This window comes from Burkholderia arboris (assembly GCF_902499125.1).
GTDB lineage: Bacteria > Pseudomonadota > Gammaproteobacteria > Burkholderiales > Burkholderiaceae > Burkholderia > Burkholderia arboris.
In genome coordinates, this window is sequence record NZ_CABVPX010000053.1 from 1 (window position 1) to 24,318 (window position 24,318).

Sequence of the window (24,318 nt, forward strand, 5' to 3'; positions counted from 1 at the left end):
CGCGGTTCAGCGCGCCCATGTCCGAGAACGGGTGGATGTGGTGCGCGGCGTCGAGCGCGCGGTATTCGGCGGTCGAGTGCGGCGGAAAAGCTTCGTTTCGATCGGTCATGTTTCCTCCGTAAAACAGCGCCGCACGTTCACACGTGCAGCAGCAGATGCCTGCGTTCCCACGAACTGATCACGCGGAAGAACGCTTCATATTCGGTTTCCTTCAATGCCAGGTAGGCCTTCACGAACTTGTCGCCGAGAATGCCGGCGAGCGGTTCGCACGCGGCCATCAGCGAAATGCCCTCTTCGAGGTTGCGCGGCAGTTGGTAAGGCAGGTCGTAGCCGTCCGATGCGATCGGCTCGGTCGGCGCGAGCTGCTGCGTCATCCCGAGATAGCCGGCGGCGAGCGTTGCCGCGAACACGAGGTACGGGTTGCAGTCGACACCCGGAATCCGGTTCTCGATGCGGCGCGCGACGGAGCTCGACTGCGGGATGCGGAAGCCGACCGTGCGGTTGTCGTAGCCCCACTGCACGTTGATCGGCGCGGCCATGAAGCGCGACAGCCGGCGATACGAATTGATGTACGGCGCGAAGATCGGCATCAACGCCGGCGTGTACTTCTGCAGCCCCGCGAGATAGCTGTGGAACAGCGGCGACACCGAGCCGTCATCGTCGGCGAACAGGTTCCGCCCGGTGTGCATGTCCGCCAGGCTCTGGTGAATGTGCATCGCGGATCCCGGCTCGTTTTCCATCGGCTTGGCCATGAAGGTCGCATACATGTTGTGACGCAGCGCGGCCTCGCGCACCGTGCGCTTGAACAGGAATACCTGATCGGCCAGCGGCAGCGCGTCGCCATGCACGAAGTTGATTTCCATCTGCGCAGCGCCGACTTCGTGGATCAGCGTCTCGATATCGAGGCCCTGCATTTCGCAATACTCGTAGATATCCTCGAACAGCGGATCGAACTCGTTGACGGCCTCGATCGAATACGACTGGCGGCCGGTTTCCGCGCGCCCCGTGCGGCCGACGGGCGGACGCAGCGGCAGGTCGGGATCGGCGTTCATGTCGACGAGGTAGAACTCCAGTTCCGGCGCGACGACGGGCTTCCAGCCCTTTTCCTTGTACAGGTCGAGCACGCGGCGCAGCACGTAGCGCGGCGAGATTTCGACCGGCGAGCCGTCGAAGTGCACGCAGTCGTGGATCACCTGCGCGGTCGGATCGACGGCCCACGGAATCAGGCAGATCGTCGCCGGATCGGGCACGCACACCATGTCGGGATCGGTCACGCCGGTCAGCGTGCCGTCCTCGGGATAGTCGCCGGTCACGGTCTGCACCATCACGGCCTGCGGCAGGCGCATCGATTCGCCGGATTCGAATTTGTTGCGCGGAATGATCTTGCCGCGCGCGATGCCGGCCATGTCGGGAATGATCGCCTCGACTTCGGTGATGCGGTGCTGTCGCAGGAATTCGCTCAGTTCGGGTTGCATGATCGGCCTCGTTCAGTCGACGTCGGATGCGGCCGGCGACGGCATCGCGCCGCCGGCCGCATGAAGGCGGTGCGTCATGCGCGCGCGGCACGCCGCGCCGAATGCCGCAAAAATGTCGCGCGACAGCGGCTGTTCCGCGTAGCGCCATTCGGGATGCCACTGCACGCCGAGCGCGAACGCACGCGCACCGCGCACGCTGACGGCCTCGACCAGCCCGTCGGGCGCACTCGCTTCGACGGCAAGCCCCGCGCCCAGACGCGCAATGCCCTGGTCGTGCAGCGAATTGACCGTCGCCTCGTGCGCGCCGCGCGCGACCCGCTGCAGCAGGCCGCCCGGCGCGAGTCGCACGACATGCGCGGGACCGTATTGCCGTTCGAGCGGATCGGCGGGCCGTTCGCGATGATCGTCGAAGCCGTTCGTCGCGTGCAGCCGCTGATGCAGCGTGCCGCCATACGCGACGTTCAGCTCCTGCATGCCGCGGCAGATCGCGAGCACGGGCACGCCCGCGTCGATCGCCGCGCGGATCAGCGGCAGCGCGGTCGCATCGCGCGCCGGATCGTGCAGCGTATCGGGCGCACTCGCGTCACCGCCGTAATGATGCGGTTCGACGTTCGAATAGCTGCCTGTAAACAGCAGTCCGTCGACGGCCGCGACGATCGCATCGGCCGGCTGCCGCGCGCCGAGCGCGGGCAGCACGAACGCCAGCACGCCGGCGCCGTCGACGAGTGCGGCAAGGTACTTCTCGCCTGCCGTGTGGTTCGGATGCGCACCGCGCAGGATACGGTCGGCGGTGACGGCTACGATCGGTCGTGCGCGCATGGGCGTCTCTCCGGTAATCGCACACGACACGCTCGCGCGCGAAACGATGAAGGTCCGGGGAGGCGCCGCCTGCGCGCGCCATCGCGCAACGGATGCGCATGCGCAATCCTGCCGCGTGGACGATGCGGCAACAGGCGGTGCGGCCCGGGACGGATGCGGAAAAGGACGCTAGGGCAACAACGATGCGCTGCCGTCGCACTGCACCGCGCTGAACACGTGCGCGGACACGAGGTTGAAGCGGCGCAGGCCGCGATGGGAAATGGCGAAGAAACGAGGTTCGCGTAACGGGGCGGCACGCGTGCCGCGATCAGGGCGCCGGTTCGGCCCGGCCTGACGCGGCGCGCCCGCCGACGGACTTCGCGTCCGGCGTATCGAAGGGCTGGCGGCTTTCACGATCGTACTCGACTGGCTGATGGAGGCAGGACACGTGTCGCAATGCCGCGCGGCGACACGTCAGCAAGATGTCTCGCAGCGGATGCCGGCGCAGTACAGCCATCGTCGATGGCCTCGCCGCCGGTGCGCGCGTGACGACTTCCTGACATTCAGCTTATATCACCTAAAAATTGCGTCAAATTTTCAGGTGCGGATGACGATATCGATCAGACGAAAAAAAGACGAAAAAAACGGCATCGATCCGTGAGATCGATGCCGTTTTGTGCATTGCGTCGGCTCGCACGGTGCGCACCGACGGATCGCGACGCCCCTGCTCCGCCGCGCTGCCGCACGCGTGCGGCCCGCGTTCAGCGATGCGCGAGCGCGGTTTCGACGAGCGTCTGCAGCAGCGGCACAATCCGCGCTGCACGTGCTTCGTCGTACGCGTACGGGCGCGTCTCTTCCATGTAGGTGATCTGCGACAGTTCGAGCTGCACGGCCTCGACACCGGTATCGGGCACGCCGTAGTGGCGCGTGATGTAGCCGCCCTTGAAGCGCCCGTTCGCGACGGCCGTATAGCTGCCGTGCGCGAGCACCCGTGCAGCCAGCGCCTCCGCGAGACCGGGCGTCGCGCTCGCACCGCTCGACGTGCCGAAATTGAAGTCCGGCAGGCGGCCTTCGAAGAAACGCGGCACGTGCGAGCGGATCGAATGCGCTTCCCACACGAGCACGCGGCCGTGTTCGCGCTTCAGGCGCGCGACCTCGCCCTGCAGCGCGCCGTGATACGGCAGCCAGTAGCGGTCGCGGCGGCGCATGATCTCGTCGTTGCCGGGCAGCGCATTCGCCGGATAAAGCGGCGCCTTGTCGAACGTATCGACCGGCACGAGCCCCGTCGTGTCCTGCCCCGGATACAGGTTCTCGTTGTCGGGCGGGCGGTTCAGGTCGACGACATAGCGCGCATGCGACGGTACGAGAATCGACGCGCCGAGGTCGGCCGCAAAACCGTACAGCCGCTCGAGATGCCAGTCGCAATCGTCGACGAAGCGCGCATCGGGCGTCATCGTCGCGGCGATGTCGTCGGGGATGTGCGTGCCTGCGTGCGGGATCGAGATCAGCAGCGGCAGCGTGCCCTGCTTCAGCGTGAATACAGCCGGTTGTTCAGTCATGTCGCCTCACCGTAAGAGTCCGCCGGCGCACGCGTGCGGCGTGCGCCGGTTGCCGCGCGTCAGCGCAGCAGTTGCGCCAGCGCGGCGCGATAGTCGGCATACGCGACGGCTTCGTCGCGATGGCGGCGGCCGCTCACGACGCGTTCGCCGCCCGTGTAGACGTCGAGCACGGGCGTCTCGCCATGCTCGGCGAACACGATGCCCGACAGCCATGCCGTGCTGCCGTGTTCGGCGATCGCCGGATGGTCGGGATCGAGCACGAGCCAGTCGGCGCGGCAGCCTTCGCGCAGTGCACCGACGCGCCGCCCGCTCGCCTGCGCGCCGCCCGCGAGCGACGCGTCGAACAGGCGATCGGCGACGTGGGCCTGCGACTCGCTCGCCAGCACGTTGCGCGCGCGGTGCACGAGCCGCTGCCCGTATTCGAGCAGGCGCAACTCCGAGCGCCAGTCGACCGACGCGTGGCTGTCCGAACCGACGCCAATCACGCCGCCCTGCGCGAGATAGTCGACGGCAGGGAATACGCCGTCGCCGAGATTCGCTTCGGTCGTCAGGCACAGGCCTGCGACCGCGCGACGCTTCGCGAGTGCGGCCGTCTCGGCCGCGTCGACGTGCGTCGCATGCACGAGGCACCAGCGCGACCCGACATCGAAACGATCGAGCAGCCATTGTACGGGGCGCGCGCCGTAGGCGCGAACGCAATCGTCGACTTCGGCCGTCTGCTCGGCGATGTGGATATGCACGGGCGCATCGCCGGGCAACCCGTCGAGCAGCGCACGCAGCCCGTTCTCGGACACCGCGCGCAGCGAGTGCGGCGCGACGCCGTAGCGCAGCCCGCCATGCTCGGGCGCCGCGCGACGCATCGTGTCGAGCAGTTCGAGCAGGCCGTCGGGCGTGTTGATGAAGCGGCGCTGGTCTTCGCGCGGCGGCTTGTTGCCGAAGCCGGCGAACTGGTACGACACCGGCAGCATCGTGATGCCGATGCCCGCCGAACGGGCGGCATCGACCACGCGCGTGCCGAGTTCGGCGATCTGCGGATAGCGCGAACCATCCTGCGCGTGATGCACGTAGTGGAATTCGCACACCGACGTGTAGCCGCACTTGAGCATCTCGACATACAGCCAGCGCGCAATCGCCGCGAGCGCGTCGGGCGTGATCTTCAGCGCGAAACGGTACATCAGGTCGCGCCAGCTCCAGAAGCTGTCGGCAGGATTCGCCCGGTATTCGGTGAGTCCCGCCATCGCGCGCTGGAACGCGTGCGAATGCAGGTTCGGCATGCCGGGCAGTACCGGCCCGGCCGCACGCGCGATGCCTGCCGGCGCGTCGGTATCGGGCGTCACGCCGGTCAGCGTGCCGGCCGCATCCCAGCGCAGCAGCACGTTGCGGCGCCAGCCATCGGGCAGGTAGGCATGGTCCGCGAACAACATGGTGTCAGTCATTGCGAGTCCTTATTGACCGGATCAAGCGCTTCGGCGTCTCGTCCGGCCGCGTACCGCGGTCGGCAAGTGCGAGCGCATCAGCGCGCCTGCCCCTGCTTCGCGGCGATCGACCGGCGTGCGCGCTGGCGCGCACGGCCCGGTCCCATGCAAAGCGTCGATCGGGCCGGGCACGTCATTACCCGGCCCGGTCCGATCCATTGCAACACTATCCGTTCATCCGGCGGAATACCGTCGTGCCGCCGCGAACGACCTGCTCGCACAGCGGCCGGCCGATCCAGTACGCAAGCTCGGACAGCGAGCCGACCGACCACGCGGCGAAGTCGGCCTGGCGACCGACCTCGAGCGCGCCGTGGCGATCCGCACGGCCGAGTGCCGCAGCCGCATGGCGCGTGACGCCCTGCAGCACCTCGGGCACCGTCATGCGGAACAGCGTGCAGCCCATGTTCATCGTCAGCAGCAGCGATTCGAGCGGCGACGTGCCGGGATTGTGATCGGTCGCAAGCGCGATCGGCACGCCGTGCTTGCGCAGCAGCTCGATCGGCGGCAGTTGCGTTTCGCGGATGAAGTAGTACGCGCCGGGCAGCAGCACGGCGACCGTGCCGGCCGCCTTCATCGCCTCGATGCCCGCTTCGTCGAGAAATTCGAGGTGGTCGGCGGACAGCGCGCGGTAACGCGCGGCGAGCGCCGTGCCGCCCGCGTTCGACAGTTGCTCCGCATGCAGCTTCACGGGCAGCCCGCGCCGCGTCGCAGCCTCGAACACGCGTTCGGTCTGCGCGAGCGAGAAGCCGATCCGTTCGCAGAACACGTCGACCGCGTCGACGAGCCCCTCGTCGGCCAGCGCCGGCAGCATCCGGTCGCACACTTCGTCGATGTACGCGTCCGCACGGCCCGCATATTCGGGCGGCAGCGCATGCGCACCGAGGAAGGTGGTATGGACGGTGACCGGGAAGCGTTCGCCGAGCTGGCGCGCGACACGCAGCATCTTGCGTTCGCTCGCGAGGTCGAGCCCGTAGCCCGACTTGATCTCGATCGCGGTCACGCCTTCGGCGAGCAGCGGTTGCAGGCGCGCGGCGGCCTGCACGAACAGCGTCGTCTCGTCGGCTGCGCGTGTCGCGCGCACCGTCGACACGATCCCGCCACCCTGCCGCGCGATTTCCTCGTAGCTGACGCCCGCGAGGCGCTGCGCGAATTCGTCGGCACGCGTGCCGCCGTACACGAGGTGTGTGTGGCAATCGACGAGACCCGGCGTCACCCACGCGCCGTGCAGGTCTTCGCGCTGCCAGTGCGCATAGCCGTGCGGCAGCGCGGACAACGCGCCGAGCCAGACGATCGTGCCGGTTTCGTCGGCGGCGATCGCCGCATCGTCGATCGTCTCGTCGGGATGGCCGTGCGGACACAGCCTCAGGTGATGCCAGACAGTCGGTTTCATGCGTTCAGTCTCGTTCGCCGATGGCGAGCGATACGGCGAGCAGCGCGCCGCTACCGCTCACGACGACGTCAAACGCACGCCGCGGCCCGTCGAGCCGCAACGTGTCCAGTCCTTCCAGCGCGTGGTGCGTGCCGTCGAGTTCAACGTCAACCGCACCGGCCGCGCAAAACAGCAGAACGGTATCGGCGTGCGCGATGCGGTGCGCGCCTGCGCGCCACACGTCGAGCGCGCCCCGTGCGGCCGAGCGGCGCGTCATCAGGTTGAAGTCGCGCGTCGCGCCGTCGTGCAGCGTCGCGTCGATCGCCGTCTCGCCCGCGAAATCCGCACGGGCCAGCGGTGCATCGAGCACGTGTTGCACTCCGCCCGCTTCGGCCAGCGTCATGCCGGCGCCGGACAGCAGCACGAGCGTGCGGTCGATCCCGTCGAAACGCGAGAACGGCCCGGCCATGCCGACATCCGCGACGCTCACGCGCCACGCGAACGCGTCGAGCGCGGCGCCCGGCGGGAACGCGCCGATCTCGCGCGTCACGCCGCCGCCGTTCTTCCACGGCGACGCGACGAGATCCGCCGCGCGGATCAGCGTCACGTTCACCGGCGCCTGGTCGAGCGCCGTCATGCTCAACGGCCGAGCATCGGCAGCTTCAGGCCGGCTTCGCGAGCCGTCTGCTGCGCGAGTTCGTAGCCGGCATCCGCATGGCGCATCACGCCCGTCGCCGGATCGTTCAACAGCACGCGACCGAGACGCTCGTGCGCTTCAGCCGTACCGTCGGCGACGATCACGACGCCCGAGTGCTGCGAGAAGCCCATGCCGACACCGCCGCCGTGGTGCAGCGACACCCACGATGCGCCGCCTGCCGTGTTCAGCAGTGCGTTCAGCAGCGGCCAGTCGCTGACCGCGTCCGAACCGTCCTTCATCGATTCCGTCTCGCGGTTCGGGCTGGCGACCGAACCCGTGTCGAGGTGGTCGCGGCCGATCACGATCGGCGCCTTCAGTTCACCGTTCTTGACCATCTCGTTGAACGCCTGGCCGAGGCGATAGCGATCCTTCACGCCGACCCAGCAGATCCGTGCCGGCAGGCCCTGGAACGCGATGCGCTCACGCGCCATGTCGAGCCAGTTGTGCAGGTGCGGATCGTCGGGGATCAGCTCCTTCACCTTCTGGTCGGTCTTGTAGATGTCTTCCGGATCGCCCGACAGCGCAACCCAGCGGAACGGGCCCTTGCCTTCGCAGAACAGCGGACGGATGTACGCCGGCACGAAGCCCGGGAAGTCGAACGCGTTCTCGACGCCCATTTCCAGCGCCATCTGGCGGATGTTGTTGCCGTAGTCGAGCGTCGCCGCGCCGCGTTCCTGCAGATCCAGCATAGCCTGCACCTGGACGGCCATCGACTGCTTCGCGACCTTCACGATGCTCTGCGGATCGACCTTCTGCGCTTCGCGCCATTGCGCGACGGTCCAGCCTTGCGGCAGGTAGCCGTTGATCGGGTCGTGCGCGCTCGTCTGGTCGGTCACGCAATCCGGCGTGATGCCGCGCTTGACGAGTTCCGGGAACACGTCGGCCGCGTTGCCGAGCAGGCCGATCGACACGGGCTTGCCCGTGCGCTTCGCTTCCTCGATCATGCCGAGCGCTTCGTCGAGCGTCGTCGCCTTCTTGTCGACGTAGCGCGTCTTCAGGCGGAAGTCGATGCGCGTCTCGTCGCATTCGACCGCGATCATCGAGAAGCCGGCCATCGTCGCGGCCAGCGGCTGCGCGCCGCCCATGCCGCCGAGGCCGCCCGTCAGGATCCAGCGGCCCGACGGGTCGCCGTTGAAGTGCTGGTTCGCGACCGAGAAGAACGTTTCATAGGTGCCCTGAACGATGCCCTGGCTGCCGATGTAGATCCAGCTGCCGGCCGTCATCTGGCCGTACATCATCAGGCCCTTGCGGTCGAGCTCGTGGAAGTGGTCCCAGTTCGCCCAGTGCGGCACGAGATTCGAGTTCGCGAGCAGCACGCGCGGCGCATCCTTGTGCGTGCGGAACACACCGACCGGCTTGCCCGATTGAATCAGCAGCGTTTCGTTCTCTTCGAGATCCTTCAGCGACGCGAGGATCTGGTCGTAGCATTCCCAGTTGCGCGCTGCACGGCCGATGCCGCCGTAGACGACGAGCGCATGCGGGTGCTCGGCGACTTCCGGGTCGAGGTTGTTCTGGATCATCCGGTAGGCCGCTTCGGCCAGCCAGGTCTTGCAGGTCTTCTCGCTGCCGCGCGGCGCGCGGATCGTGCGCGTCGGATCGAGACGGGGATCGATGTGTTTCGGATGGTTCATGACGACTGCTCCCGAAGGAAAATGACTATCAAATAGGAATCAGAAATGCCCGGTGAAGCGATAACGGCTGCCGGGATGCCACAGATTCGCCACCGAGGCGACGACGCCCTGCGACCAGGTGCGCCGATGTAAAACCAGACACGGCTCGACGTCGTCCATCCGCAGCTGCTCGCGCCGTTCCGGCGCCGGGGCCGCCGCTTCGATCCGGTACTCGACGCGCTGCAGCGGCGCCGCGCGCATCAGGTACAGGTTCGGCGTCGTGTTCGTGAAATCCTGCTCGGCGTAATCCGGCGCGACCGCCGGATTCACCCACCGTTCTTCGAGCTGCACGGGCTCGTCGTTCTCGAAGTGCAGCACCTGCGAATGAAACAGCTTCGTGCGCACGGCCACCTGCATCTCGTCGGCGAGCGCCTCGTCGGCGCGGATCGTGTCGAGACCGAGCACGCTGGCGTGATACGCGTGCCCGCGTGCGCCGACTTCCTCCGAGATGCTGCGGATCGCCACCAGCGTCGACTCGTACTTCGGCCGTGCGACGTAGGTGCCCGCGCCCTTCATGCGCGTGAGCACCTGCTCGGCCGTCAACTCGCGCAGCGCGCGGTTGACGGTCATGCGTGCCACCTTGAATTCGCGCGCCAGCTCGTTCTCGGACGGCACCTGGTCGCCCTCCTCCCACTCACCGGCGTGGATGCGGCCCAGGATGAAATCCTTGATTTCCTGGTAGACCGGCGCGCTCATCAGCTTACTGTTCCGATGCGAACGAGAACGGGCTGATCTTCGCGAACGCGCGCTCGCCGACGAGCTTCGCGATCGCTGCGATGTCCGGTGCGAAGTAGTGATCGAGCTCGTAATGCGCAACCTTGCCGCGGATCGTTTCCATCGCGGGCGCCAGCTTCGGGCTCGTGTGATACGGCGCGCGCAGGTCGACGCCTTGTGCGGCAGCCAGCAGTTCGATCGCGAGGATGTGCTTCGTGTTGTCCGCGATGTCGGCGAGCTTGCGCGCGGCGAACGTCGCCATCGACACGTGGTCTTCCTGGTTCGCGGAAGTCGGCAGCGAGTCGACCGACGCCGGGTGCGCGAGCGTCTTGTTTTCCGATGCGAGCGCGGCCGCCGTCACGTGGGCGATCATGAAGCCCGAGTTCACGCCGCCGTCCCGCACGAGGAACGGGGGCAGGCCCGACAGCGTCGCGTCGATCAGCAGTGCGATGCGGCGTTCGGCCAGCGCGCCGATTTCCGCTGCGGCGAGCGCGAGGTTGTCGGCCGCGAACGCGACGGGCTCGGCGTGGAAGTTGCCGCCCGACAGCACTTCGCCGGTGTCCGGGAAGATCAGCGGGTTGTCCGACACGGCGTTCGCTTCGACCAGCAGCACGTCGGCCGCATGGCGCATCTGGTCCAGGCACGCGCCCATCACCTGCGGCTGGCAGCGCAGGCTGTACGGATCCTGCACCTTGTCGCAGTCGCGGTGCGACTGGTTGATCGGCGAGCCTTCGAGCAGGTCGCGATACGACGCCGCTGCGTCGATCTGGCCCTGGTGGCCGCGCAGTTCATGGATGCGTGCGTCGAACGGCTTCACCGAACCGGCGGCCGCGTCGACCGACAGCGCGCCGGCGACGAGCGCCGTGCGGTACAGGTCTTCGATCGAGAACATGTTGTCGAGCGCCAGTGCGGTCGACGCCTGCGTGCCGTTCAGCAGCGCGAGGCCTTCCTTCGCCTGCAGCGTCAGCGGCGCGAGGCCCGCGACGCGCAGACCGTCGAGCGCGCTTGCACGCTCGCCGCGGATGAACACTTCGCCGACGCCGAGCAGCACGGCCGACATGTGCGCGAGCGGCGCGAGGTCGCCCGATGCGCCGACCGAACCCTTCACCGGGATCAGCGGCAGCACGTCCGCGTTGAACAGCTTGATCAGCGCGTCCATCACTTCGCGGCGGATGCCCGAGTGGCCGCGGCCGAGGCTCGACAGCTTCAGCGCCATCAAGAGGCGCACCGACGAACGCGCCATCGGCTCGCCGACGCCGACCGCGTGCGACAGCACCAGGTTCTTCTGCAGCAGCTCGAGCTGGTCGTGCGGGATATGCGTGCTGGCCAGGCGGCCGAAGCCCGTGTTGATGCCGTAGGCCGGCTCGCCCTTCGCGGCGATGTCGGCGACAGCCTTCGCGCCGGCGTCGATCTTCGCGAAGCTGGCCGGGTCGAGCGTCAGTTGTACGGATTCGCGTGCGATCTGGCGCAGTTGCGGGAGGGTCAGGTGGCCGGGGGTCAACGTAATCATGTGAGCAATCCTGTCTAGACAAGTTCGGAATGGATTGAAGTGTAGCCACGTCAACTTGTCTAGACAACCCGTTTTTCACCGATTTCGACTTGGGAGTTTCCCTGATGTCCGGCGCGGCCCGCCGGATCGGTCGACGGGATCCGGCGCTTAACATATGTTGCAATTATTTTGTCTTTGGCAACATACGGATCAGCATTCACCCCGGAGACCGCCATGCCTTTCCCGTCACGATTCGCCGGCCGGTTCGGCCGCCCCCTGCTCGTCGCCGCATGCACGCTCGCGTGCGGCGCCGCGCTCGCCGCCGAGCCGCTGTCCGGCACGCTCGACAATATCCGGCAGAGCAACCTGATCTCGATCGGCCACCGCGAAACGTCGGTGCCGCTCTCCTACGTCGATGCGGGCGGCAAGGTGATCGGCTTCTCGCAGGACCTGTGCGACCGCGTGATCGCGGCCGTGAAGGCGCGCACCGGCAAGCCCGACCTGCAGGTGCGCTTCATCCCGGTCACGTCGCAGAACCGCATCCCGCTCGTTCAGAACGGCACCGTCGACCTCGAATGCGGCGTGACCACCAACCTCGCCGCGCGCCACGCGCAGGTCGCGTTCTCGACCACGTTCTTCGTCGCGACGACGCGGCTGCTCACGCGCACGACGTCGGGCATCCACGACTTCCCCGACCTCGCCGGCAAGACGGTCGTGACGAACCAGGGCACGACGTCGGAACGCCTGCTGCGCAAGATGAACGAGGAAAAGAAGATGAACATGCAGATCATCAGCGCGAAGGACTACGGCGAAGGACGCCTCACGCTCGAATCGGGCCGCGCGGCCGCGTACATGATGGACGACGTGCTGCTCGCGGGCGTGCGTCAGCTCGCCGCGAAACCGGCCGACTGGCAGATCGTCGGCACGCCGCAGTCGTCGGAAGCCTACGGGTTCATGCTGCGCAAGGACGATCCGCAGTTCAAGGCGCTCGTCGACGGCGTGCTCGTGCAGTTGATGAAGCGCGGCGAGATCAACGCGCTCTACGACAAATGGTTCATGAAGCCGGTGCCGCCGAAGGGGCTGTCGTTCGACTTCCCGATGAGCGACGTGATCAAGGCGCGCTACGCGGCGCCGAACGATGCGCCGCTCGAGTGAGCGCCGCGCGGCGACATCAGCTCATGCGCGCGTCCACGCGACGCACGCCGCGTAGCCGGGCGCCGCGTCGAGCCACGCCGCGTCGAACGCCGCGACGCCGGCGGCAGGCGCGGCCGGTTCGACGATCGTCGTCGCGGGTGTCGCCGCGTCGCGCGGCGGCACGACCGCGAACGCACGCAATCCGCCGACGATGCCGGTGCCGAGCGCCTTCAGCAGCGCCTCCTTCGCGGACCAGACGCGCAGGAATGCGCCCTCGCGCTCGCCGGGCGGCAGGCCGTCGAGATACGCGACCTCGGCAGGCGCGCAGACTTCGCGCGTCAGCGCGCGCCAGTCCACCGCGCGGTTGCCGCCCTCGATATCGACACCGACGCGGCCCGCCGGCGCCCACGCGAGCAATGCATGCTCGCCCGCGTGCGACACGTTGAAATCGAGCGACGCGCGATGCGCGGGGTCCAGTGACGGCCGCCCCGATGCGTCGACGACGATCGCGACCGCATGCGGTGCGATACCGAGCGCCGCACCGAGTACGTCGCGCAGCGCGGCGCGCGTCGCGGCACTGCGCACCGCGTCCTCGTGCCGCAGGAAGCGCGCGGCCCGTGCGCGCTCGTCGTCGTTCAGCGCCGCATACGCGGGCGACACGAGCGGGACGCGCCAGTCGAAATCGACGCGCGCGATCCGCACGCCCGCGCGGGACGCGGCGCGCGGTGTGTCGAGTGCCAGCACGCGCCACGCACGGGGCGTTTCTACCTGGAAAGCGGAAGCGGACGGAATGGACATCGGCGCGGCAGCCTGTGCTGGGGAATGAAACGTCCGATGTTAATCGATCGCGCCGGCACGCGGCCGCCGAAGCGGCATCGGGAAGCGAACGGGTACCGCGCGTTGCGTTCGTTCGCTTCCGCCGGGTCACCCGTTCGCGGCCACACCCGGCAGGCCGCCAACCGCCACCCGTCCGCGCGATGCGGGGTGAAGCGCATGCACGGCGCCCGGCGCGTCGGCCGGCAGCACCCCGTGTTGCAGCCAGTACAGCGCGACGGGCCACAGCGTGTCGGTGAAGCGGCTGTGGAAAAACGCGAAATGGCCGATCGCGTCGACGCCGATGTCGGCCGGCGCGATCCGCAAATGCGTGACGTGGCTACCCGCGTAGTAGCCGACCAGCCGCTCGATCGCGTCGACCGTGCCGAACGCGTCGTCGTCAATGCCGATCGCGAGCATCGGCGCCGTCAGCCCCGCAAAACGCGCCGGCAACGCCGTGCGGCTCACGGCACCGGCATCGAGCACGCCGCCGATGTAGCCATCCTCGAAACGCGGCTGCGCACGCGCCCAGGACAGCGCGACGCCGCGCGGCGTGTCCTCCATCCAGCCGAGCCGCTTCGCGGGTACGTAGCCGAATACGGCCGCGAGCGCGGGCATCGCGACGTGCCACTTCCACCACATGCGGCGCCGTTCGGCCGGCAGATAGTCGCGCCAGTACGCATACTGCGCGCCGACGGTCACTGCATGCCGCACATGCACGTTCGATGCCGCGAGCCCGAGCAAGCAGCCACCGATGCTATGCGCGACGACGTCGAGCGGCTGGCCCGGAAACGCGTCGCGCGCGTACTGCAACGCGGCTTCGCAATCGAGCCGCCCCCAGTCGAGCCAGTTCGCGCGCAGCTTCGCGAGCCGCGCCGGGCGCGACCCGCCGATGCCGCGATAGTCGTAGACGAGCACGTCGCGCCCCTGCGCGAACAGCCAGGCCGCGAAACGGAAGTAGTAGTCGCAGCGCACCGACGTCGCGCAATTGATGACCGTCACGGGCCGCGCGGCGCCGCCGCCGCGATGACGCCAGACATGGCCGCGCAATTCGTAACCGTCGGCGGCGCGCAGCGTCACGGGCTCGGGCGGCAATGCGCCTGCCGCGCGACTACCCTGCGCCGCCCCGCTTCCTTCGTTCGACATCATCGTCCTGTCTCCTGTCGGTCCGAGTTAGTGCTTTAGCACTTACTCGGACCCCATGCTTCGCGGTCGGTCCGAGTTAGTGCTTTGGCGCTTACCCGGACGCCATGCTTCGCGGTCGGTCCGAGTTAGTGCATTAGCGCTTACTCAAACCCCATGTTTCGCGGTCGGTCCGAGTTAGTGCATTAGCGCTGACTCAAACTCCATGTTTCGCGGTCGGCCCCAATTAGCGCCTCAGCGCTTACTCGGATTTCATGCTTCGCGATCGGCCCAGTTTGCGCTTCAGACCTTGCCCAAGCCCTCATGCTTCGCGGTCATCCAGCGTAAGCGCATCGGCGCCTGAGCGGGCCCCGTGCTTCGCGAACCGCTGCCCGCGCCCACCGCCCACCGCCCACCGCCCACCGCCCAGCCTCCATTGAACTTGACGCGTGCCGCGTTCTCAACCAATCTTGCTGCTCCGTTCGCATGAGTCACGCGCATGTCAACGCCACTTGTCCGCCTCCCTTCGCTCGATCTCGTCCGCGGTTTCGTCGCCGTCGGCCGCCGCATGAGCATCACGCTCGCCGCGCAGGACCTGTGCGTCACGCAGTCGGCGGTCAGCCGCCAGATCCATGCGCTCGAAGCGCATCTCGGCGTCGCGTTGCTGCAGCGCGGCTACCGGAAGATCGCATTCACGCCGGAAGGCGAACGTCTGTTCCGCGTCGCGGATGCGGCGCTGTACGGGCTGCAGGACACCGTCGCGTCGCTCGCCGCCGCGCGCGAGCGCCAGCCCGTCACGATCACCGCGAGCATCGGCGTCACCGCGCTGTGGCTGCTGCCGCGGCTTGGGCGCCTGCAGGCGCGCCTGCCCGGGATCGACCTGCGTGTCGCCGCGAACGACAAGGTACTCGATTTGCGCGCCGAAGGCATCGACCTCGGCATCCGCTACTGCCCGCGCGAGCGCGCGCCGGCCGGAGCGCTGCGCCTGTTCGACGAGATCGTCGTGCCGGTCGCGCATCCCGCGCTCGCCGCGCAGCCGGTCACGAACGCCGCCGCGATCGCCGGTCACGTGCTGCTCGAATTCGACGGGCCGCCGCAACCGCAACTGCAGTGGCATGCGCACCTGCACGCCGCCGGGCTCGGCGACGCGCGCCCGAAAGGCGTGCTGCGCTTCAACCAGTACGACCAGGTGATCCAGGCCGCGATCGCGGGCCAGGGCGTGGCGCTCGGCCGGCTCGCGCTCGTCGCGCCGATGCTCGCGGACGGCCGGCTCGCGGTGCTCGGGCCGCACACGCAGGCGCTGTCGGATACATACGGCTACTGGTTGTTCCAGCACGATCCGGCCCCGCGCCGCGAAGTCGCCGACGTGCGCGACTGGATGCTCGCGGAAGCGGCCGAATGCGATGCGGCCATGCGCGCGCACGGCACGGCATCGGCATGAGCCGGCTGTCCCGAGGCGCGTCACCGTGCGCCGTCGCCGTCACTCCGTCGCATTCCTCTCACGCATGTCAACCTGACCGAATGATCGCTTGAGCGACGGCGGCCCCGATCGTCTAATCGGATCGAGCGCGGCCGCTTCGCCGCGCGCCCTCATCCGGAGACACGCATGACCCCGATCGAGCAGGAAGTCCGGCGCCGCTGGCTGCCCGTGCTGGCAGGCGGCCTGATCATGGGCGCCGCGCTCGGCATCCGCCACGTGCAGGGCCTGTTTCTCGCGCCCGTATCGCTCGACCACGGCTGGTCGCGCGAGGCGTTCGGGCTCGCGCTCGCGCTGCAGAACCTGATCTGGGGCATCGCGCAGCCGTTCACGGGGATGATCGCCGACCGCTTCGGCTCGGTGCGCGTGATCGTCGCCGGGATGCTGCTGTATGCGGCCGGGCTCGTCACGATGGCGCATGCGGGCACCACCGGCCTGTTCACGGTCGGCGCCGGGCTCGTGATCGGCATCGCGCTGTCGGGCTCGGCGTTCGCGTCGATCTACGGCGCGTTGAGCCGCCTGTTTCCGCCCGACCGGCGCGGCTGGGCGCTCGGCGTCGCGGGCGCGATCGGCGGGCTCGGCCAGTTCTGCATGGTGCCCGTTGCGCAGGAACTGATCGGCGGCATCGGCTGGCGGCATGCGTTCATCGCGCTGGCACTCGTCGCGGCGCTGCTCGCGCCGCTCGCCGTGCTGCTGCGCGACCGGCCCGCCCAGGCGGCCGGCGCGGACGCCGGCCCCGGCCAGTCGATCGGCGACGCCGTGCGCGAGGCGTTCGCGCATCGCGGCTTCTGGCTGCTGAACGCGGGCTTCTTCGCGTGCGGCTTCCAGCTCGCGTTCATCGCGACGCACCTCCCTGCCTACCTGCTCGACCACGGGCTGCCCGCGCGCCACGCGAGCGTCGCGCTCGCGCTGATCGCGTTGACCAACGTGGCCGGCACCTATGCGTGCGGCCATCTCGGCGGGCTGCTGCGGCGCAAGTACGTGCTGTCGGTGCTGTACCTCGTGCGTGCGCTCGCGATGGCCGCCTTCGTCGTCGCGCCGCTGTCGCCCGCGAGCGTCTACGTGTTCGCGGCCGTGATGGGGTTCACGTGGCTCGGCACGGTGCCGCTGACGAACGGCGTGATCTCGCAGGTGTTCGGCGTGCGCTACATCGCGACGCTGTTCGGCTTCGTGTTCTTCGGACACCAGCTCGGCAGCTTCTTCGGCGTCTGGCTCGGTGCGGTGGTGTACGACGCGACGCATTCGTACCTGCCGCTGTGGATCGGCTCGATCGCGCTCGGCGTGCTCGCGGCGCTGCTGCACCTGCCGATCGACGACGCGCGAGTCGCGCGTCCGGCATCCGGCAACGCGGCATGGGCATGATCCGTACGATGCTGGCCGCCGGCACGCTCGCGTTCGTCGCGTGGTGCGGCGCGGCCTACTTCGATTCGGGCGTCGCGTACGCGCTGCTCGAGCACGTCGCGTTCTGCAACTGATGCGGCAGGCCGGGGCAGGCAGTCAGCGGCGCTTCGGCAACGCGGCCAGCGCATCGAGCGCGCGGGCGCGCGCGGCCGCATGCTCGACGAGCGGCTCCGGATAGTCGACGCCGAGCCGCACGCCCGCCGCGTCGAGTTCCAGCGGCGACGCTTCCCACGGCGCATGGATCGATGCGTTGTCGAGGCCGGCAAGCTCGGGCACCCAGCGCCGCACATACACGCCGTCCGGATCGAACTTCTGCCCCTGCGCAACCGGATTGAAGATGCGGAAATACGGCGCGGCATCGGCGCCGCAGCCGGCCACCCACTGCCAGCTCGCCGCGTTGTTCGCGGGGTCCGCATCGACCAGCGTGTCCCAGAACCACGCTTCGCCCGCGCGCCAGTCGATCAGCAGGTGCTTGATCAGGAACGACGCGACGACCATCCGCACGCGGTTGTGCATCCAGCCGGTCGTCCACAGCTCGCGCAGGCCCGCATCGACGAGCGGATAGCCGGTCTGCCCGCACTGCCACGCGTGCAGCGCAGCAGGATCGTCGCGCCACGGCATCGCGTCGAACTGTGCGCGGAAGTTGTCGGTCGCGAGCGCCGGGAAGTGATACAGCAGCGTGTAGCTGAACTCGCGCCAGCCGAGCTCGCTCAGGAATTTTTCGGCGTCCGCCGCGTACGCCGCGCCGCCTGCGTGCGCGGCGCCCTGCACCGCGTGCCACACCTGTCGCGGCGACACGTTGCCGAAGCGCAGGAACGGCGACAGCCGGCTCGTCGCGGGCCGGTCGGGACGATCGCGCGCATCCGCATAACCGGCGAGTGACGTGGTCAGGAAGGCGTCGAGTTGCGCGTGTGCGCCGGCTTCGTCGGGCGCGGGCCACGCATCGCGCAGGCCGCCGGCCCAATCCGGCGCGCGCGGCAGCCACGCGAGCGCGTCGAGCGCCAGCGCCCGGTCGCGCACGGTCTTCGGCCACGGATGAAATGCAATCCGCTCGGGTTCCGGCAGCGGCACGGCAACCGTACGGTCGCGGCGCGCCGCACGCCAGTACGCGGTGAACACCTGATACGACCCGCCGCTGCCCGTCAGCACCTCCCACGGTTCGTTCAGCAGGCTGCCGTTGCTGCTCTCGACCGCGACACCGCGCGCCTTGAGCGACGTCTTCAGCGCCGCGTCGGCGTCGCGCTGCGGCTGTGCATAGCGGCGGTTCCAGTACACGGCTTGCGCGCCCGTATCGTGCACCACGCGCTCGATCTCGCGCTGCGCGTCGCCGCGCAGCAGCAGCAGGCGTCCGCCATGACGCGCGAGCGCGGCATCGAGCCCGGCCAGCGACCCGTGCAGCCACCAGCGCGCCGCGCCGCCGGGCGGACGCCCGGCACCGTCGCCGCTGTCGTCGACGAATACGCAGACGAGCGGCCGGCCCGATTCGACCGCGCGCGTCAGCGCGGGCTGGTCGGTCACGCGCAGATCGTCGCGGAACCAGACGATCGCAGGGGCAACGGACGACTTGGCAGGCACGGGTACCTCGATGGCGAAAGCGCGAAGAGATGCGTATTGTCGCGGCTGCGCGGCGTGGTGTCGACGCCGCCGACGGTCGCGCCAATTGCGCCGCCCGCCGCGCCCGGTGAAACGCCTTAGTCCATTCCGACGATTCTTCGCCGCGGGCACCGGCCTACGCTCGATGTCGGGTGCGCCGCGCTGCGCGAGTCGGGCCGGCCGATACCGGCCCCGCGGGCGCCGGTCCGCACCCGTCACGTGCGCCGGCCGATGCCGGCGCGACGCCTTTCGACCGCCGCGACGCCTCCGGCCCTCCGGGCGCGCACGGCTTCATCCGATACGCCGCCATGACCAAACCCTCGAATCTCGTCACCTCGATCACCGTCGACATCGACGCGCCAGCCTCCGTCGTGTGGGAAGTGCTGACCGATTTCCCGCGCTACGGCGAATGGAACACGTTCTGCATCGGCTTCGAAACGACCGGCAAGCTCGGCGATTTCGTGCACATGCAGGTGCGCATTCCGGGCACCGAGACGGTGATTCCGGTCAGCGAGATCCTCGTCGCGTACGAGCCCGAACGCCTGCTGTCGTGGGAGCAGCGCCCGACCGACGACAACAAGGACGCCGCGCGCCGCGACCAGTACATCGACGCGAACGGCGCGGCGCGCTGCCGCTATTTCACGACCGACCAGTTCCTCGGCGTCAACGCGGACACGATCATGCAGCACCACGGCGCCTGGGTGAAACAGGGCTTCGACCAGTGCGCGCGCGACGTGAAGCAGCGCGCCGAAGCGCTGCATGCGGCACGCACGCGCAAAAGCGCGTGACCGGGAGCGGCCGATGCCCGATCTGCAAACGCTGTCCGACCACCACGACATCCGCGAGCTGGTCGTCGCGTATTCGAGCGCGATCGATGCGCGCGACTTCGATGCGCTCGACACGGTGTTCACGCCCGACGCGGCGATCGACTATCGCGCGATGGGCGGCATCGCCGGCCGCTTTCCGGACGTGAAGGCATGGCTGCGCACCGTGCTGCCGCAGTTTCCGCGGTACCAGCATCTGGTCGGCAACCTGTCGATCCGGCTCGACGGCGACACCGCGCGCGGCCGCACGATCTGCTTCAATCCGATGGAAGTTGCGCTGCCGGACGGCGGCACGCAGGTGATGTTTCTCGGGCTGTGGTACGTCGACCGGTTCGTGCGCACCACGCAGGGCTGGCGCATTGCCGAACGCGTCGAGGAGCGTTGCTACGGCCACAACGTGCCGGCCGTGCTCGCGGGCGCGACCGGCTGAACCGGCCGCGACGCGTGCGCCGTGCGAAAGCGGCACGGCGCACGCGCGGCCGTTGCGGCATCAGTCGAGCCGGAACGCGGCCTCGAAGCGCTCGGCGAATGCGTCGAACTCGGCTTCCGGCAGATGGTTGATGCCGCCCGCCCGCTTGCGCCCGCCGCCGGTCGCAAACCCGCGGCAGAACTCGTCCGCACCGATCGGCCGGCCGTCGGGCACGCGCACGCTGACGACCAGCCCGCCCTCCGCGCGCGGCGACAGCACCGCGAGCGCCGCATGCGGCGCATTGCGCATCCGCTCGTTCGCGAGCATGCCCGTCGCGCGCCGCGCCCACGGATGATCCGGCATCCGGACCAGCGTCGCGCCCGGCACCTCGCGCAGCGGCGCGAGCGCGCAGGCGCGCGCCATGTCATCGCGGTATCCATCGCGCAGCGCGGCGAACACGGCCGTCTCGCGCACGAAATCGAGCGGATCGGTGCATGGCAGCATCGCGTCGGCAAGCGCCGCCGGATCGAAATGCAGATCGCCGACGCATTCGCCGTACGCGTTGTAGTTCAGGTAGAGCCCGAGTTCGGCGAGCGTGCAACGCTCGGCCTCGCCGATCCCGTGCTCGCGCGCGAGCGCATCGCCGAGCGCCGGCAGTTCGTCGCCGAATGCCGCGACGATCGCCCAGCGCACGTGCCGGCCGCCGAGATGACGGTTCACGATCGCGCTCGTGCAGACGTCGGCCGCCGTGTCGATATGCGCGTCGAAGCGCGGATCGTCGGGCAGCTCGCCCGCGAAGTGATGGTCGAAATAGCGGACCGTCGTGCCGTCGCGCAGCAGCCGCGCGCACGCGTCGCGGTTCTGGTCGTGCGACACATCGAGCACGGTGACGATGTCGCCCGCGCGCGCGTCGATCCGCTCGAGCAGCCTGATGTCGCGCTTCACGCCCGTCACGAGCGTGCCGCGCACGCCCTCCGCGAGCCGCAGTTGCTGAAGCGCGCACAGGCCGTCCGCGTCGCCGTTGAACGCGAAGAAATGCTGCGCGTGTCGGGTGTCCTGCATGATCCGTTGCTCCATCGTCAAGGCATGAAATCGCCGCCGTTCGCGTCGAGCGTCGCGCCCGTCACCGCATTCGCGTAATCGGACGCGAGAAACAGCGCCGCGCGCGCGCAATCGTCGTCGGTCGGCAGCTTCGCGAGCGCAATATTGGACGCGATCGGCGCGATGATCTGCTCCTCTGTCATCCCGTAGTCGGCCGCCGCCTGCCGGAAATACGTCTGCGTCGGCACGCCCCACATCCAGCCCATGTGGATGCTGTTCGCGCGAATGCCGTGCACGCCGAGTTCGCGCGCCAGGTATTTTGCCGCAACCGCGAGCGCGCCCTTCGATACAGCGTAGCCGCCTTCCCCTGCAAACGGCTTGCGGGTTGCCTGCGTGTTGATCATCACGATCGCGCCGCGCTTTTGCCGCTTCATGTGCGGCACGACTTCCTGCGTCAGCGCCATCGTGCCGAACACGTTGGTATCGAACACCGCGCGCCAGCCGTCGAGGTCGGCTTCTTCCACCGGCTCCGGGAACGTGCCGTGCACGAATGCGCTGTTCACGAGCGCGTCGATCCTGCCGAAGCGCTCGACGGCCTGGGTCGCGAGCTGTCTGCATTGCGCGCGGTCGGTGATGTCGGTCCTCACCTTCAGCACGTCGCAATCGACGCCGAGCGCCCGGATCCGTGTTTCCGCGTCGTCGAGCTTGTCCATCGTGCGCGCCGCGACGACCACGCCGCGTGCGCCCTCGCGCGCGGCCTCGACCGCGAGCTTCACACCGAGCCCCGGCCCGATCCCGGAAATCACGACGATCTTGTCCTTCATCAACATGCGTTGTCTCCTGGTTGTCGTTCGTCTCGCGGGTGCGGCCGTCAGCCGGCCGCCCGCAGGTGCCGCGCGCGATACGCGGCGAAGTCGTGCGCGAGCTGCGCATCGGTGAAGCCGAAGCGCGCGATCGAATAGTCGTGGGCCGCGCGCTTGTCGCGGCCGTTGCGCGCCATCCAGCCCGTCATCGCCGCGCGCTGCGCCGCATCGAGCGGCATCCCGGCGAACGCATAGACGGCCTCGGCCACGCCCAGCGGATTCGACACGGTGTCCTCGAATCGCACGTCGAGAAACCGGTCGGCCGGCAGCGCGTCGCGCGCGGTCATCGCCGCACCGATCGCGCGCGCCATCCCCGCGTTCCACTGCGCGCCGACGGCGAGCGGATCGGGTTCGTCCGCATACATCTGCCACAGCGTGTGCGCCATGCTCGCCATCGACGGAATCGTCTGCGCGGGATCGCGGTGCGTGAGCACGACCTGCGCGCGCGGAAACACGCGGCACAGCACGTCGATCGCATGCAGGTGCTGCGGTGTCTTCAGCAGCCAGCGCTGCGCCGGCGCCACGCCGCGCCGCGCCTTCTGCCACTGCAGGAACTGCAGCATCCGCTTCAGGTACGTGTAGACCGGCGTGAGATCCTGCCGCGCGAGCCACGCCGTATAGCGCGGCACGTTCGCGTACGAATCCATCGCGCACACGAACGAATGCTCCATCAGCATGAACTCCTCGTCGGCGAGCATCGCGTCGAGCGGATGGATCGTCAGGATCTGCGGAATGCACTCGATCATCGTCGCGACCTCGGCCTGCGCGCGCGCGATGCGCACGGCCGGCGTGTCGAGCGTCTCGCCGGCAAGCGGCGCCGGGTAGCGCGTTTCCCACCATGCAGCCGAATGAAAGCGCGGATCGACGGCCAGCAGCCGCTGCAGCAACGTCGTGCCCGTGCGCGGCAGGCCGACGATCACGAGCGGATCGTCGATCGCGATATCCGCGATCTCCGGGTGACGCCCGAAGTAATCCTCGACGACGAGCCGGTTCACGAGCTGGCCGACGAGCTTTTCGCGCATCATCTCCGCGCCGCGCGCGGACAGCGCCGCTTCGTCGATCAGCGATGCGCACATCACGTCGAGCGCCTCGCGATACGGCCCGTCGCCGAACGCGGTGAGCCCGCCCGTGCGCGACACGGCCTCGGCAATCAGGCCGTCGGGGGCCAGCAACGGACGAATCCGGTCGAGCGGCGCGTTCATGCGGCCTCCTTCAACGTTGCGCGCTTCACGACGCGCGTGCGCGGATGTACCGGTTGCGCAGCGCCGACCCAGCGCCAGCAGATCGTGCCCGTGCGATGTCCGGCCGTATCGAGCCAGTTCGCATCGCCCGGCTGCGCGGATGCGACCACGACTGTCACGCCACCGTCGGCATTCAAACGCGCGCTGTGCTTGTTCACGCAGATGTCGAAGTGCCGGTAGTCGAGCGACTCCATCCAGTAGTTGTTGAGCTGCACGTTCCAGAAGTCGCAGTCGGGCACCGTGTCGACATCGATCACGAGCGCCTCGTCGTCGGCCAGCTCCCAGCACGAGTGGTAGTAGTAGATGTTCGGGTCGCCGCCGACCGACTGGCACAGCGCCTGGTCGGCGGGCGGCAGCGCGTTCACGTGCGACCGGTAGCTCGCGGCCCAGTCCGCGAACAGCTTCGACGTCTGCTCGACGAACTGCGCGGCGCGCGCGAGGCCACCCTGCAGCGCGAGCGGATCGAGCGGCGCCGGGCGATCGTCCGCGCCGATGCGCGCGATCTTCAGTTGTGCAGGCGTTTCAGCACGCCGGTCGAGGAAGGTCTGGCGCACGAGCAGCGCATTCGTGCCCGGCTCCATGCGCACCCAGTTGCCCTCGCGCGGCGTCTCGCTCAGCACGATCTCGAAGCTGCCGTCCGGTGCGATCTCGAGCTGCTTCGCATCGAGAAAGCCCGTCTGCAGCATCTTGCCGTCGGTCTCGTAGCCGCCCTTCTGCGTACCGAAGCTCAGGTACGCAACCGTGCCGCGCCGCCCCGTCACGCGGTATTCGCAGCGGCCGTCGAGGCGTGCGTACTGGTACAGGTTGTCGGGATTGTCGGCACCGATCTTCGCGGTCTCGTGCGACGGCGAGAAGAAGCCGGGCCAAGCGCCGTCCGCGAATTCGACGTGCATTTCGAGCGCGATGCGCATCAGCCGGCTCAGGTAGCGGAAGCCTTCCGCGCGCGTCAGCGGATCGTCCGGCGCTTCCGCGCGCAGGATCTGTTGTCCGCTGCGTTTCAGGGTGTCGCAGAAATCGGCCCAGGTCTGGCCCGAAAGCAATTGCGTGGCTCGTGTGTCGTCCGTCATGTGTCGTCTCCGCCGATGGTCGAGCGCTCACCTTAAGCGCCACCGCCGCGCGCCACTTCGTCCGGGTGGACTAAGGAAAGATCCGCT

The 24,318-nt window shown here is 68.7% G+C and carries 22 protein-coding genes; 6 read left to right on the forward strand and 16 right to left on the reverse strand.

The window, feature by feature from the left end; genetic code table 11:
• Positions 1 to 137: 137 nt before the first annotated feature.
• From BLA15945_RS36230 to hutH, 9 genes are all read right to left on the reverse strand, one after another.
• Positions 138 to 1,475 carry a glutamine synthetase family protein gene (locus tag BLA15945_RS36230; protein ID WP_174994621.1) on the reverse strand — a complete coding sequence of 446 codons (1,338 nt, stop codon included), beginning with the start codon at positions 1,473 to 1,475 and terminating at the stop codon, positions 138 to 140.
• Positions 1,476 to 1,487: 12 nt separating this feature from the next.
• Positions 1,488 to 2,294, reverse strand: a complete 807-nt coding sequence (locus BLA15945_RS36235; RefSeq protein ID WP_059233683.1) for a gamma-glutamyl-gamma-aminobutyrate hydrolase family protein — start codon at positions 2,292 to 2,294, stop codon at positions 1,488 to 1,490.
• A gap of 740 nt (positions 2,295 to 3,034) precedes the next feature.
• Entirely contained in the window at positions 3,035 to 3,832 is a 798-nt protein-coding gene (hutG, locus tag BLA15945_RS36240) for an N-formylglutamate deformylase (protein WP_059233682.1), read from the reverse strand.
• A gap of 59 nt (positions 3,833 to 3,891) precedes the next feature.
• Positions 3,892 to 5,268 (reverse strand): formimidoylglutamate deiminase, encoded by a 1,377-nt coding sequence (locus BLA15945_RS36245; RefSeq protein WP_174994622.1) that lies wholly within the window; start codon positions 5,266 to 5,268, stop codon positions 3,892 to 3,894.
• Positions 5,269 to 5,473: 205 nt separating this feature from the next.
• Positions 5,474 to 6,697: an imidazolonepropionase gene (hutI, locus tag BLA15945_RS36250; RefSeq protein WP_059233680.1), complete on the reverse strand. Its 1,224-nt coding sequence runs from the start codon at positions 6,695 to 6,697 to the stop codon at positions 5,474 to 5,476.
• A gap of 4 nt (positions 6,698 to 6,701) precedes the next feature.
• On the reverse strand, positions 6,702 to 7,313 hold the full coding sequence (locus BLA15945_RS36255) for a HutD/Ves family protein (RefSeq protein ID WP_174994623.1): 612 nt from the start codon (positions 7,311 to 7,313) through the stop codon (positions 6,702 to 6,704).
• A gap of 2 nt (positions 7,314 to 7,315) precedes the next feature.
• Positions 7,316 to 9,004, reverse strand: a complete 1,689-nt coding sequence (hutU, locus tag BLA15945_RS36260) for a urocanate hydratase (protein WP_059233678.1) — start codon at positions 9,002 to 9,004, stop codon at positions 7,316 to 7,318.
• Between the two features lie 39 nt (positions 9,005 to 9,043).
• Positions 9,044 to 9,739, reverse strand: coding sequence for a histidine utilization repressor (gene hutC / locus BLA15945_RS36265; RefSeq protein ID WP_011352609.1), 696 nt, complete (start codon positions 9,737 to 9,739; stop codon positions 9,044 to 9,046).
• A 4-nt stretch (positions 9,740 to 9,743) separates the two neighbouring features.
• The gene (hutH, locus tag BLA15945_RS36270; protein ID WP_059233677.1) at positions 9,744 to 11,267 is read right to left on the reverse strand and encodes a histidine ammonia-lyase; all 1,524 of its coding nucleotides are present in this window, start codon (positions 11,265 to 11,267) and stop codon (positions 9,744 to 9,746) included.
• A 213-nt stretch (positions 11,268 to 11,480) separates the two neighbouring features.
• Between hutH and BLA15945_RS36275 the strand changes: the two genes are divergently transcribed.
• Complete coding sequence (locus BLA15945_RS36275; RefSeq protein ID WP_174994624.1) at positions 11,481 to 12,401, forward strand: glutamate/aspartate ABC transporter substrate-binding protein; 921 nt, start codon at positions 11,481 to 11,483, stop codon at positions 12,399 to 12,401.
• Positions 12,402 to 12,422: 21 nt separating this feature from the next.
• On the opposite strand, the gene BLA15945_RS36280 is transcribed toward BLA15945_RS36275, so the two are convergent.
• Positions 12,423 to 13,178: a 4'-phosphopantetheinyl transferase family protein gene (locus BLA15945_RS36280; protein ID WP_174994625.1), complete on the reverse strand. Its 756-nt coding sequence runs from the start codon at positions 13,176 to 13,178 to the stop codon at positions 12,423 to 12,425.
• 126 nt (positions 13,179 to 13,304) lie between these two features.
• Positions 13,305 to 14,342, reverse strand: coding sequence for an alpha/beta hydrolase family protein (locus tag BLA15945_RS36285; RefSeq protein WP_174994626.1), 1,038 nt, complete (start codon positions 14,340 to 14,342; stop codon positions 13,305 to 13,307).
• 472 nt (positions 14,343 to 14,814) lie between these two features.
• On the opposite strand from BLA15945_RS36285, the gene BLA15945_RS36290 reads away from it, so the two are divergent.
• The 3 genes from BLA15945_RS36290 to BLA15945_RS37910 all read left to right on the forward strand — a co-directional run bounded on the left by BLA15945_RS36290 (position 14,815) and on the right by BLA15945_RS37910 (position 17,267).
• Complete coding sequence (locus BLA15945_RS36290; protein ID WP_174994627.1) at positions 14,815 to 15,756, forward strand: LysR substrate-binding domain-containing protein; 942 nt, start codon at positions 14,815 to 14,817, stop codon at positions 15,754 to 15,756.
• Positions 15,757 to 15,921: 165 nt separating this feature from the next.
• The gene (locus BLA15945_RS36295; RefSeq protein WP_059233672.1) at positions 15,922 to 17,154 is read left to right on the forward strand and encodes an MFS transporter; all 1,233 of its coding nucleotides are present in this window, start codon (positions 15,922 to 15,924) and stop codon (positions 17,152 to 17,154) included.
• Positions 17,145 to 17,267 (forward strand): hypothetical protein, encoded by a 123-nt coding sequence (locus BLA15945_RS37910; protein ID WP_059233671.1) that lies wholly within the window; start codon positions 17,145 to 17,147, stop codon positions 17,265 to 17,267. The genes BLA15945_RS36295 and BLA15945_RS37910 overlap by 10 nt, the downstream gene beginning before the upstream one ends.
• Before the next feature lie 22 nt (positions 17,268 to 17,289).
• Here BLA15945_RS37910 and BLA15945_RS36300 read toward each other — a convergent pair whose 3' ends face one another.
• Positions 17,290 to 18,768, reverse strand: coding sequence for a cryptochrome/photolyase family protein (locus tag BLA15945_RS36300; RefSeq protein ID WP_059233670.1), 1,479 nt, complete (start codon positions 18,766 to 18,768; stop codon positions 17,290 to 17,292).
• A 326-nt stretch (positions 18,769 to 19,094) separates the two neighbouring features.
• Between BLA15945_RS36300 and BLA15945_RS36305 the strand changes: the two genes are divergently transcribed.
• Both BLA15945_RS36305 and BLA15945_RS36310 read left to right on the forward strand, forming a co-directional pair.
• Positions 19,095 to 19,574: an SRPBCC domain-containing protein gene (locus tag BLA15945_RS36305; RefSeq protein ID WP_059236682.1), complete on the forward strand. Its 480-nt coding sequence runs from the start codon at positions 19,095 to 19,097 to the stop codon at positions 19,572 to 19,574.
• 13 nt (positions 19,575 to 19,587) lie between these two features.
• The gene (locus BLA15945_RS36310; protein ID WP_174994628.1) at positions 19,588 to 20,040 is read left to right on the forward strand and encodes a nuclear transport factor 2 family protein; all 453 of its coding nucleotides are present in this window, start codon (positions 19,588 to 19,590) and stop codon (positions 20,038 to 20,040) included.
• 60 nt (positions 20,041 to 20,100) lie between these two features.
• Here the strand turns inward: BLA15945_RS36310 and BLA15945_RS36315 are convergent, their stop codons facing one another.
• Genes BLA15945_RS36315 through BLA15945_RS36330 form a run of 4 tightly spaced genes read right to left on the reverse strand, consistent with a single transcriptional unit; the run spans position 20,101 to position 24,231 of the window.
• Positions 20,101 to 21,081 (reverse strand): hypothetical protein, encoded by a 981-nt coding sequence (locus tag BLA15945_RS36315; RefSeq protein WP_059236680.1) that lies wholly within the window; start codon positions 21,079 to 21,081, stop codon positions 20,101 to 20,103.
• Between the two features lie 17 nt (positions 21,082 to 21,098).
• Positions 21,099 to 21,890, reverse strand: coding sequence for an SDR family oxidoreductase (locus BLA15945_RS36320; RefSeq protein ID WP_174994629.1), 792 nt, complete (start codon positions 21,888 to 21,890; stop codon positions 21,099 to 21,101).
• Positions 21,891 to 21,931: 41 nt separating this feature from the next.
• Positions 21,932 to 23,125, reverse strand: coding sequence for a sulfotransferase family protein (locus BLA15945_RS36325; RefSeq protein WP_174994630.1), 1,194 nt, complete (start codon positions 23,123 to 23,125; stop codon positions 21,932 to 21,934).
• The gene (locus BLA15945_RS36330) at positions 23,122 to 24,231 is read right to left on the reverse strand and encodes a DUF1214 domain-containing protein (protein WP_174994631.1); all 1,110 of its coding nucleotides are present in this window, start codon (positions 24,229 to 24,231) and stop codon (positions 23,122 to 23,124) included. The genes BLA15945_RS36325 and BLA15945_RS36330 overlap by 4 nt, the downstream gene beginning before the upstream one ends.
• Between the last annotated feature and the right edge of the window lie 87 nt (positions 24,232 to 24,318).